General features: G+C 71.5%; 12 protein-coding genes. 7 read left to right on the forward strand and 5 right to left on the reverse strand.

Annotated features, from left to right (window positions below; all coding sequences use genetic code 11):
- Window positions 1-39 precede the first annotated feature (39 nt).
- Window positions 40-546, reverse strand: coding sequence for a PaaI family thioesterase (locus tag ADK66_RS22545; RefSeq protein ID WP_053658532.1), 507 nt, complete (start codon window positions 544-546; stop codon window positions 40-42).
- A 55-nt stretch (window positions 547-601) separates the two neighbouring features.
- Here ADK66_RS22545 and ADK66_RS22550 point away from each other — a divergent pair, with 55 nt between their 5' ends.
- Together ADK66_RS22550 and ADK66_RS22555 are read left to right on the forward strand one after the other, a co-directional pair.
- Window positions 602-1,078 carry a helix-turn-helix domain-containing protein gene (locus ADK66_RS22550; protein ID WP_053658534.1) on the forward strand — a complete coding sequence of 159 codons (477 nt, stop codon included), beginning with the start codon at window positions 602-604 and terminating at the stop codon, window positions 1,076-1,078.
- A gap of 439 nt (window positions 1,079-1,517) precedes the next feature.
- Window positions 1,518-2,564: a S1 family peptidase gene (locus ADK66_RS22555; protein ID WP_053658538.1), complete on the forward strand. Its 1,047-nt coding sequence runs from the start codon at window positions 1,518-1,520 to the stop codon at window positions 2,562-2,564.
- Window positions 2,565-2,648: 84 nt separating this feature from the next.
- Here the strand turns inward: ADK66_RS22555 and ADK66_RS22560 are convergent, their stop codons facing one another.
- Window positions 2,649-3,272 carry a DUF998 domain-containing protein gene (locus tag ADK66_RS22560; RefSeq protein ID WP_053658539.1) on the reverse strand — a complete coding sequence of 208 codons (624 nt, stop codon included), beginning with the start codon at window positions 3,270-3,272 and terminating at the stop codon, window positions 2,649-2,651.
- A gap of 153 nt (window positions 3,273-3,425) precedes the next feature.
- The gene (locus ADK66_RS22565; protein ID WP_053658542.1) at window positions 3,426-4,160 is read right to left on the reverse strand and encodes a DUF998 domain-containing protein; all 735 of its coding nucleotides are present in this window, start codon (window positions 4,158-4,160) and stop codon (window positions 3,426-3,428) included.
- A 154-nt stretch (window positions 4,161-4,314) separates the two neighbouring features.
- Here ADK66_RS22565 and aspS point away from each other — a divergent pair, with 154 nt between their 5' ends.
- The 4 genes from aspS to ADK66_RS22585 all read left to right on the forward strand — a co-directional run bounded on the left by aspS (window position 4,315) and on the right by ADK66_RS22585 (window position 9,113).
- Window positions 4,315-6,120, forward strand: a complete 1,806-nt coding sequence (aspS, locus tag ADK66_RS22570) for an aspartate--tRNA ligase (protein ID WP_053658543.1) — start codon at window positions 4,315-4,317, stop codon at window positions 6,118-6,120.
- Between the two features lie 116 nt (window positions 6,121-6,236).
- Complete coding sequence (locus tag ADK66_RS22575) at window positions 6,237-7,049, forward strand: sugar nucleotide-binding protein (RefSeq protein ID WP_053658545.1); 813 nt, start codon at window positions 6,237-6,239, stop codon at window positions 7,047-7,049.
- Window positions 7,050-7,135: 86 nt separating this feature from the next.
- Complete coding sequence (locus ADK66_RS22580) at window positions 7,136-7,735, forward strand: helix-turn-helix domain-containing protein (RefSeq protein WP_053658547.1); 600 nt, start codon at window positions 7,136-7,138, stop codon at window positions 7,733-7,735.
- Between the two features lie 58 nt (window positions 7,736-7,793).
- Complete coding sequence (locus tag ADK66_RS22585) at window positions 7,794-9,113, forward strand: MFS transporter (RefSeq protein ID WP_053658550.1); 1,320 nt, start codon at window positions 7,794-7,796, stop codon at window positions 9,111-9,113.
- A gap of 120 nt (window positions 9,114-9,233) precedes the next feature.
- Here ADK66_RS22585 and ADK66_RS22590 read toward each other — a convergent pair whose 3' ends face one another.
- Window positions 9,234-9,578 carry a helix-turn-helix domain-containing protein gene (locus ADK66_RS22590; RefSeq protein WP_053658552.1) on the reverse strand — a complete coding sequence of 115 codons (345 nt, stop codon included), beginning with the start codon at window positions 9,576-9,578 and terminating at the stop codon, window positions 9,234-9,236.
- A gap of 146 nt (window positions 9,579-9,724) precedes the next feature.
- Window positions 9,725-10,078: a putative quinol monooxygenase gene (locus ADK66_RS22595; RefSeq protein WP_053658554.1), complete on the reverse strand. Its 354-nt coding sequence runs from the start codon at window positions 10,076-10,078 to the stop codon at window positions 9,725-9,727.
- Between the two features lie 329 nt (window positions 10,079-10,407).
- On the opposite strand from ADK66_RS22595, the gene ADK66_RS22600 reads away from it, so the two are divergent.
- A complete protein-coding gene (locus tag ADK66_RS22600) occupies window positions 10,408-10,629 on the forward strand; it encodes a hypothetical protein (RefSeq protein ID WP_053658556.1) in 222 nt (73 codons plus the stop codon).
- The last annotated feature ends 32 nt before the right edge of the window (window positions 10,630-10,661 follow it).

Here is a 10,661-nt window from a genome sequence, read left to right on the forward strand (position 1 = left end):
GTGCAAGATCGCGGGGGTGGGGGTGGGGGCGCGGTGGGTTCAGGGGAGGGGGTAGATGAGGCAGCTGCTTGTGGCGTGGGCTATCAGGCGGGCGTCGGCGTCGGTGAGGCGCGCTTCGGCCAGGGCGGTGCGGCGGCCACGCTGGAGCACCGTGCCCTCGCAGCGCAGCGTGCCGCTGTCGACGGTGACCGGGCGGAGGAACTTGACGTTCAGGTCCAGCGACGTGTAGCCGACGCCGGCCGGCAGCGTGGTGTGCACGGCGCAGGCGGCGGCGGTGTCGAGCATTGTCGAGATGACGCCACCGTGGACGGTGCCCAGCGGGTTGTAGTGGAACTCCTGCGGGATCAACTCGATGGCGACCCGGCCCTCGTCGGCCTCCATCCGCCCCATGTCGATCAGGTCCATCACCGGCGGCCCGGCCAGCTCTCCGGCGATCATCGCGCGGAGCAGCTCGATGCCACTGCGCCGTCCGACCTGCGCGGCGTTGGCCGCCGGATCCGACCAGGTGAAGGTACGGCTGCGCGCCGGCTCCTGGGTCTGTGTCATGGACGCAGCCTCGCAGTCGATTGCTGAGTCTGTCAACAAGACCTAGCCTGGGCGGATGACGCCCGCGGCACTGGACTGGTCGGTGGAGAACTGCACCATCGCCCGCGCGATGGAGATCCTCGGTGAGCGGTGGACGCTCGTGGTGCTCCGGGAGGTGTTCAACGGCATCCGCCGCTTTGACGACATGCGGGTACGCACCGGGATCCCGCGTCAGGTGTTGACCAACCGGCTGGCCGTGCTCGTGGAGCGGGGCGTCCTGCGCCGCGAGCCGTACCAGGAGCCGGGCAGCCGGGTGCGCCACGAATACCGGCTGACCGAGATGGGTCTGGCTCTGTGGCCGGTGCTGGTCGCCGTGCTCGGGTGGGGCGACCGGTACCTCGCCGACCCGGAGGGCTCGCCCCTGCGGGTGGCGCACCGCGACTGCGATGCCGAGGTTCGTGTCGAGCTGCGCTGTGCCGAGGGGCACGAGGTGACCGAACCCCGCGACGTGCTGCCCCGCCCTGGCCCGGGAGCGCGTCGCCGTACCCCCTGACGCCGGACCGCCGCAGAGGCCGCGCCCTCGCGCCCTGACGTCGGACCGCCGAGGCCTCTGCCGGGCGGCGGAGGCCGGGACGCCCGCCGCCGGGCAGCGAAGGCTTGGCCGCGGCCGCCGGACCGCCGAGGCCGCGCCGCGGACGGCGTTGCCCTCGGGTGGTCGGTTGTGGCGGCAAACGCGCCCGGCGGCCGAGGGTGTCCGAAACGGATCCGGGGGCACTTTCGGTGTGACGGTGCCTGCTCGCCAGAGTGTCAGTGGTGTTGCGGCGATGTGACCGGTGAGGGTCGACGAATTCGGGCGAAACCAAGTCTTGTCAATGATCTTAAGTATGTGAATACTTCAGTTCACTCGGCCGGTTTTCCCAGATCGGCTGGGTTGCCCTCGGGTCAGCCGCGCCCGGCGAGACCCGTACTCCCCCGCCCAGGAGGTTTGTTACATGCGACCCACGAGGTCCTCATTCCGTGTTGCGGCGACAGTCGCCGTGAGCGGAACCCTGGTCGTCGGCTCGCTCATCGGCGCCCCCGCCCAGGCCGCCCCCGCCGCCTCTGCCGACACCGCCGCCGCGCTCTCCGCCGAGCTTGGTGACCGCTCCGCCGGCTCGTACATCGACGCCAGCGGCAAGACCGTCGTCACCGTCACCGACGCCGCCGCGGCGCGCAAGGTGAGCAACGCCGGGGCGAGCGTCAAGTACGTGACCCGCGGGTCCGCCGAGCTCAACCGCGCCACGGCCGACCTGGAGCGTTCGGCGAAGATCCCGGGCACCGCCTGGTGGAGCGACCCGGTCACCAACCAGGTCGTCGTCTCGGTGGACAGCACGGTCACCGGCGCCAAGCTGGAGCGGGTCAAGGCCGCCGCGGCGCGCGCCAACGGCGCCGTGCGGGTCGAGGCCGAGGCCGGCGTGCTGAGCACCCGGATCTCCGGTGGTCAGGCCATCTACGCCGGTGGCGGCGGGCGCTGCTCGCTCGGCTTCAACGTGCGCAGCGGCAGCACCTACTACTTCCTGACCGCTGGGCACTGCACCAACATCTCGGCGAGCTGGTACTCCAACTCCGCCCAGACCTCGCTGCTCGGCAGCCGTACCGGCACCAGCTTCCCCGGCAACGACTACGGCATCGTGCGGCACAACAACTCCGCCAACGCCGCCGGCAACGTCTCGCTCTACAACGGCAGCTTCCGCGACATCACCGGCTCCGGCAACGCGTCGGTCGGCCAGTCGGTGCAGCGCTCCGGCAGCACCACCGGCCTGCGCAGTGGTTCGGTGACCGCGACCAACGCCACTGTGAACTACGCCGAGGGCTCGGTCTCCGGCCTGATCCGCACCAACGTCTGCGCCGAGCCGGGCGACAGCGGCGGCTCGCTGTTCGCCGGTGGCACCGCCCTGGGTCTGACCTCCGGTGGTAGCGGCAACTGCCGCACCGGCGGCACGACCTTCTTCCAGCCCGTCACCGAGGCCCTGAGCCGCTACGGCGTCAGCGTCTTCTGATCCTCGCACCGCAAGCGGGCCGCCGGAGCACTCCGGCGGCCCGCTCGCTGTCCCGGTCCGTGGCAGGTCAGGGCAGGTGGCAGGTCAGGGCAGCGGCCGGCGGCGGGTCAGCGCGGCGAGCACTGCGGCCAGCGGTACGACCGCCTCGGCGGCCGCCACGAGCCGTTCCGTCAGTCCGATCCAGGCGCCGTCGGTGAAGAACTCGACGGCGAACCAACCGAGCAGCCCCAGCAGGAGCGCCGTCACCGCGAACGCCGGCCAGCGGGCCGGTCCGCTCGGAGTCGCCATTTCCGGTTGATCCCCGGCTGTGGGCCGCGCCGTCCGCCAGGGCACGGCCAGGGCGGGCCACACGGCCAACGCCCCGAACGCCACACCGGCGGCGGCGACGTGGGTGATCGACCCGTCCGGGCGCTGCGGAAAGACGACGAGCACCACTGTGGCAAGCCCGCCGAGCGCGAGCAGCCCACGGCCCGCCGGTGCGGCGGTGACCAGACCGAGCGCCGTCACCAGATGGCAGAGCCCCAGGCCGGCCAGCCCGAGCGTCATGATCCAACGATGGTCCGCGCCGGTGGCGGCGAGCGCGCTGATGGTCTGCCGGACCGGGTCGAACCCGTCCGGTTGGGCGGCCTGCGCCACCGTCCAGCCTCCGACGAGGAACAGTGGCGCGCCACCGGCCGACAGCAGGACCCAGCGGGGCACGACAGACATCGCTTGATCGTAGCGGTGTGGCCGGCGGCGGTAACGTGCGCGCGGACGGCCGGATCTGCCAGCCCGAGCAGCACCCGACACCACCACCGTGACGCCGCTGGCGGTCGGGGCCGGGCCGGCGGCTGGCCCGGCTCGACAGAGGTCAGGCGCGGCTCACGGCAGCGGATCGGACCGCCGCGCGGTGGGGCCGGGCGGCGGGCGAAGCGGATCCGGGGTCACGACACCGGTCAGTGGCAGGGCCGGGCCGACGGTGGTGGTGCCAGCGGCGGCCCAGGTGAGATGCGCCCGCCGGGCCGACAGCACCGCAAGCAGTGGCCAGAGCGACACGGCCACGGCCGTGACCCGCTCGGCAAGCCCGGTCCGGGACCCGCTCGTCACCTCGAACGCGGACCAGCCGAAGAGCGCCAGCAGCACGACCGTCGCGCCGAGACCCACAGCTCGACGGAACGCCCACGGCGGCTGCGGCGCCGCCGGATGCGCGTTGTCCCGACCCCGTGGCAGCCGCAGCGCCGACCCGGCCGGCCAGAGCGCCAGGGCCAGGACGGCAACTGTCGCCGCGATGCCATGGCTCAGAGAGCCACCGACCGTCGGTCGGGGAAAGGCGACAAGCGCGAGAGTGGCCACACCGCCGACGGCGAGCAGGAAGCGGCTGGGCAGACCTGCCGCGTGCAGCACGGCGGCCACCGCCAGATAGCAGCAGCCCAGCAGCACCAGGGCGGTGACCATGATCCAGGCGTCGGTGGCGTCCTGCCCCGCCAACTCGCTGATGGTGTCCCGGACCGGGTCGTACCCGGCGGGCTGCCTGCTCTCCGCGACCGTCCAACCGGCCACCAGCAGCACGGGCGCGGCAGCCGCCGTGACGACGGCCCAGTTCGGTACGGCGCGCATTTCGCCACGTTAACCAATACGCCGGGCCGCCGAGCACGGTTCGCCCGTCCGCCCACCAGCGAATCCCCACGGGCTGCCGGGTGCCCCCGAAGGAGACCGGCCGCCCCTGACAGAATGCCGGTGAGGACTGTTCCACGATGAGGAGTTGCCAGCCGTGATCCGTACCCACAATGCCGGAAGCCTGCGCGCGACGGACGCCGGCTCGACGGTGACGCTGGCCGGGTGGGTGGCCCGCCGGCGCGACCACGGCGGCGTCATCTTCGTCGACCTGCGCGACGGCTCCGGCGTGGTCCAGGTGGTGTTCCGGGAAGAGGACGCGCACGCGCTGCGCAACGAGTTCTGCGTGAAGGTCACCGGCGAGGTGACCCGCCGCCCCGAGGGCAACGAGAACCCGGATCTGCCCACCGGCGAGATCGAGGTCACCGCCACCGAGCTGGAGGTGCTCTCCGAGGCCGCGCCGCTGCCGCTGCCCGTGGACGACCAGGTCGAGGCCGGCGACGACATCCGCCTCAAGTACCGCTACCTGGACCTGCGCCGCAGTGGCCCGGCGAACGCGCTGCGGCTGCGCTCGCGCGCCAGCCACCTCGCCCGGGGAGTGCTGCACGAGCGGGACTTCCTGGAGATCGAGACGCCGACGCTTACCCGCTCGACGCCCGAGGGCGCCCGTGACTTCCTGGTGCCGGTGCGGCTCCAGCCCGGCAGCTGGTACGCGCTGCCGCAGTCGCCGCAGCTGTTCAAGCAGCTGCTGATGGTCGGCGGCATGGAGCGGTACTACCAGATCGCCCGCTGCTACCGCGACGAGGACTTCCGCGCCGACCGGCAGCCGGAGTTCACCCAGCTCGACATCGAGATGTCCTTCGTGACCGAGGACGACGTCATCGACCTCGGCGAGGCGATCGTCTCGGCGCTATGGAAGGACCTGGCCGGGCACGAGATCACCCGGCCGATTCCGCGGATCACCTGGCACGACGCGATGGCCCGGTACGGCTCCGACAAGCCGGACCTGCGCTACGGCGTCGAGCTGACCGAACTGACCGACTACCTGCGCGGCACGCAGTTCCGGGTGTTCGCCGGTGCGATCGACGCGGGCGGCTACGTCGGTGCGGTGGTCATGCCGGGCGGCGCGTCGCAGACCCGCAAGGAGCTTGACGGCTGGCAGGACTGGGCCAAGGCGCGCGGCGCCCGTGGCCTGGCGTACGTGGTGCTGGATGCCGAGACCGGCGAGGCGCGCGGGCCGGTGGCCAAGAACCTCTCCGCCGAGCACCTGGGTGGGCTCGCCGACGCCGTCGGTGCCAAGCCGGGCGACGCGGTGTTCTTCGCCGCCAGCGGCACCGCCCGCGAGGCGCAGGAGCTGCTGGGCGCCGCCCGCGTCGAGATCGCCAAGCGGGCCGGCCTGATCGACGAGAGCGCCTGGGCGTTCTGCTGGGTGGTCGACGCGCCGATGTTCGAACGCACTGACGAGGGCGGTTGGACGGCCGTGCACCACCCGTTCACCTCGCCGAACGCCGAGTGGGTGGACCGGTTCGAGTCCGCGCCGGACCGCGCGTTGGCGTACGCGTACGACATCGTCTGCAACGGCAACGAGATCGGCGGCGGCTCGATCCGTATCCACCGGGGTGACGTGCAGAAGCGGGTCTTCGACCTGCTCGGCATCACGCCGGAGGAGGCGCAGGACAAGTTCGGCTTCCTGCTGGAGGCGTTCAAGTACGGCGCCCCGCCGCACGGCGGCATCGCCTTCGGCTGGGACCGGGTCTGCATGCTGCTCGCCGGCGCGGACTCCATCCGCGAGGTGATCGCGTTCCCGAAGACCCGGGGCGGCTTCGACCCGCTGACCGGCGCGCCGACGCCCATCACCGCCCAGCAGCGCACCGAGGCCGGCATCGACGCCAAGCCCAAGCCGGCCGCCACCGCCCACACCGGCACAGCCGGCCCCGCAGCCCCGGTAGCCGACCCGGTCTAGCCCTCACCGCCCCTCCCACCCTGCCCCGGTGATCTTGAGGTTGACGGGGGCGTGCTCCGGCGCGTCTTCCCGCTAGCCTCATGATCACCAGGGCGGGCGGGGGAGGGGCTGGGATCGTGCGAGTGCTTGTTGTCGGGGGTAGTGGGTTTTTGGGGCGGGAGGTTTGTCGGCGGGCTGTTGCGGCCGGGCGGCAGGTCGTGGGGACCTTCCACTCTCAGGACATCGCGGTGCCGGGTGTCGCGGCGCACCGCCTGGACGTGACAGACCGGGCCGCCGTGCGCGCGCTTGTCGCGCAGGTGCGCCCCGACGCCGTGGTGAGCACCCCCTACCGGTACGACGACTGGACGGTCACCGCCGACGGGGCCGCCAACGTGGCGGTCGCCGCCGCCGAGGCCGGAGTTCGCCTGGTGCACATGTCCAGCGACGCACTGCACGCCGGCCGTCCGTCGCCGTACCTCGACGACGACGTGCCCACCCCGATCCACGCGTACGGTGCCGCGAAGGCCGCCGCCGAGACCGCCGTACGGGCTGTCGACCCCGGCGCGGCGCTCGTGCGTACCTCGCTGATCGTGGGGGAGGGCAGCAAGCAGATCCAGCTCTGCCGGGACGCCCTCGCCGGCCGGGCCACCTTGTTCACCGACGAGACCCGCTGCCCGGTCGACGTCACCGACCTGGCCGACGCCGTGCTGGAACTGGCCTGCTCGTCGTACGCCGGTCTGTTGAACGTGGCTGGCCCCGACGCGGTGAGCCGGGCCGAGCTGGGCCTGCTGGTGGCCGGGCGGTTCGGTCTGGACGCCGCCGCGCTGAAGACCACCACCGGCGCGGCGGCCGGCGTGGTCCGCCCCACCGAGGTACGCCTGGACTGCTCCCGCGCAACGGATCTGCTGCGTACGCGGCTGCGGGGAGTGCGCGAACTCCTGGCCCGCTGAGGCCCATCGTCAGTCATCCCGAGCCTCTGCACGCTTTCTATGCACAACTATTGTGCATAGAAAGCGTGCAGAGTTATTGTGCAAGCATGGAGACGCCTTCACCCGACCGTCCGGCTGAGCCGCGCCGCGTCCATCTGGACAGCCGGCAGGTCCGCACCCTGGCTCACCCGCTGCGGATGCGGCTGCTCGGCTCACTTCGCGTGGACGGTCCGGCGACCGCCACCGCCCTGGCCGAGAAGTTGGGCACCAACACCGGCGCCACGAGCTATCACCTGCGGCAGCTCGCCGAGGTGGGGTTGGTGACCGAGGACCCCGATCGGGGCACCAGCCGGCAGCGCTGGTGGCAGGCCGCGCACGACATCAGCAACTTCGAGCCCACCGACTTCGACGACGACCCGGACGCCCGCGCCGCCGTGCAGTGGATCCAGGCCGACCAGGTGCGGGTGATGGCCGAGCTGTACGAGAGGTGGACGGCCGTCGAGCACCACCAATCCCGGCCCTGGCGTGACGCCGCCGGCATGAGTGACCTGGTGCTGCCGCTCGACCCGGCCCGGTTGCGGGCCCTCAACGACGAGCTGTGGGAGGTGCTGATGCGCTACCGCGACGAGCCCGTGGCCGACGGCGGCGACGTCAAGCCCGTGCACGTGTTCCTGGCCGGCATCCCACGGCTGGACCAGCGCTGGTGAGCGCGCGGCCTGCGCCGGTTCCGCGAGCCCCGCACCCGCCGACAGAGGAGGGCATCCGATGAGCGCGCTGACCGTACGTCAGGTCCGGCAGAGGTTCCTGCTCCTGCACGGGCTGCGGTGGCTGCCCAGCGGCCTGATCATCCCGGTGATGATCCTGTTGATGCAGGAGCGGGGCCTGTCGCTGTCCCAGATCGGGCTGGTCACCGTCGCCCAAGGGCTGGTCGTGTTGGCACTGGAGCTGCCCACCGGCGGCCTCGCCGACGCGCTCGGCCGTCGGCCGGTACTCCTGGTGGCCTGGACACTCGGTCTGGCCTCCCTGCTGATCTTCGCGGTCGCCGACACGTTCGCGGTCTTCGTGCTGGTCTGGGCCCTGCAGGGGGTCTTCCGTGCCCTCGACAGCGGCCCACTGGAGTCCTGGTACGTCGACGCCACCCTCGCCGCCGACCCGGAGGCGAAGTACGAGCCGGGCCTCGGGTACGCCGGCACCGTCATCGGCGTGGCCATCTCCGCCGGCGCGCTGCTGGCAGGCGGCCTGATCGCGCTCGGCCCGATCGGGCCGGTCAGCGCGCTCACCGTCCCGGTGCTCGTCGCCGCGGCTTTCCAGGTGGTGGCCCTGGCCGCCCTTGTGACACTGCTGCGGGAGGTCCGCCCGGCCAAGGGCGCTGGGGCGTTGCGGGCCTCGATCGTCGAGGCGCCCCGGATGATCGGTCAGTCGTTCGGGCTGCTGCGCCGCTCCCGGGTGCTGCTGGCCCTCGTCGCGGTGGAACTGTTCTGGGGCTTCGGCATGGTCACCTTCGAGTCGCTGCTGCCGGTCCGGCTCGCCGAGGTGGTAGGGGATCCGGACCGGGCGGCGGCGCTGCTCGGACCGGCGAACTCGGCGGCCTGGCTGGCCAGTGCGGCTGGTGCCGCCCTCACCCCGCTGCTGCTGCGCTGGCTGGGCGCCGCGCCCAGTGCCGCCCTGCTGCGCATCCTGCAGGGTGCGACGGTGGTCGGGATGGGTTTGTTCGCCGGCCCGGTCGGGGTGCTCGTGGCCTACCTCGCCTGCTACAGCATCCACGGGGCGTCCAACCCGGTGCACATGGGGCTGCTGCACCGCCAGGTCGACGGGCCGTACCGGACCAGCGTGATCTCGCTGAACTCGATGATGGGCCAGCCCGGCTTCGCGGTCGGCGCGGTCGTGCTCACCGCGCTCGCCGACAGGGTCAGCGTCACCGCCGCGATGCTCGTCGGCGCGGTCGTGCTCGCCGTGGCCGCCCCGCTCTACCTGCCGGCCTGGCGGGCCGGTCGCCAGCCCGCCGACCCGCCGTCCGATCAGAGCGCGGTCTCGGCCGATCAGGGCGCGGTCCCCGTGCCCGCCGAGCCCTCACGCGGTCAGTGACAGCCGAACGCCTGCCGCTCCGGCCGTCCGGGAAGGATTCCCTCTCCGACGGCCGGAGCTACGCGCCCCGCCTCAGGCGAGGCGTACCGAGGTGAGGCCGACGGCATCCGTTGCCTCGGGTCATGCTCCGTCATGCGTCAGATGCTGCTCGCCCCACTTCGACAGGGGCTGAAGTGCGGCGATCAACTCTTCGCCCGCGGCGGTCAGGCTGTAGGTGATCTGCACCGGCGTGCTGGGGATTACCGTGCGCTCGATGAGGCCGCGGGCCTGGAGGTCTTTGAGTCGGACGGTGAGTTGAGGGTCGGAGATGCCGCTGACCAGGGCGCGGTACTCCTTGAATCGGCGAGCGCCGCGGACCGCTGCGATCAAGATCGGTCCGGTCCATCGGGCCCCGATGACATCGATCGCGCGCAGGACGAGGTGGCACCTTTCCTCGTCGATCCGACCGTTGAGAGACTTGGTCACTTTCTCAGGGTAAGTAACTTGGGTCGGGTCGACAAACCTGTTGCGCGAACGGGCCGGCGTTGGTCACCGCACCGTCGCTGCCCAGGGTGGCGACTCCGGGTGCGACGGGGCGGTGCCTGCCTGGCCGACCGAACTACCTTCCGGTGTCAGGCATCCAACGGCCGGAGCCACTCGATTTCCACGTCCAGGTTCTTGAAGAACTGACCGTGGTAGGTCCGCAGGGAGGGATTCTGCATGTGGCGGAGCAGGTCCGCACCGCTTGACCACCGCTCGTAGAACGCATAGACGCCCGGCTGGCCGAGAGTGGCGTGAATCGCGTACTGCTCGCAACCTTCTTCCTCGCGTGCAGCGGACATCATCGCCGTGAACGCCTTCTGCATCTCGTCGTCGCTCTTGCCCGGCTTGAGTCGAGCCAGCGAGGAAATCGCGATCGGGCTGGTTGAGGCCAGTACCTCGGCCGGCACCAGGTCGTCGGGAAGAACATGCTCGTTGCTGGTCATTCCGGTGGTCCTTTCGTGTCTTCAGATCCTTCGGCCCGGGACCGAGGCGATCACCGAATCCGAGATGGTTCGGCAACGGGGCGAGTTGCCCCAGGCGCCAGAAAGCGGCTGCGTCGGCCGGCCAACTCCTCGGCCCTCAACGAGTTTCGAGCGGCCGCTTGATCCTCACAACATGACCCCAAGTTACTTACTTGACCCAAGTAACTTGGTATCTCCTACCGGGGAAGCCCTCGAACGCGGAACACCACACGAATCGGTGGAGATTGGCGACTCGACCGATTGGGTACATCACGCGCCGACCTACTGGGAACCCCCACCGGAGGACCGACATGCTCGCCATTCTCGCGGCCATCGTCTTTGGCTTCGCCCTGCTGCTCGACCTGCTCAACACCGACTTCGGCGCACCGGACCTGTTCAACTGGAACACCCTCGTGCTCATCGGTCTGCTCCTGCTCTCGCTCTACCTGGCCGGTGTGGGTAGCGGCCCGCGCGGCGGTGGCGGCGGTGGCGGCGGTCGCTGGTACCGGGGGCGTCGCCCCGGTCGCGGCTGACCGGAACCGACCATCGATGGCCCGGCCCGCGG

Origin of the sequence: Micromonospora sp. NRRL B-16802 (genome assembly GCF_001279555.1) — a bacterium.
Classification (GTDB): Bacteria; Actinomycetota; Actinomycetes; order Mycobacteriales; family Micromonosporaceae; genus Micromonospora; species Micromonospora profundi.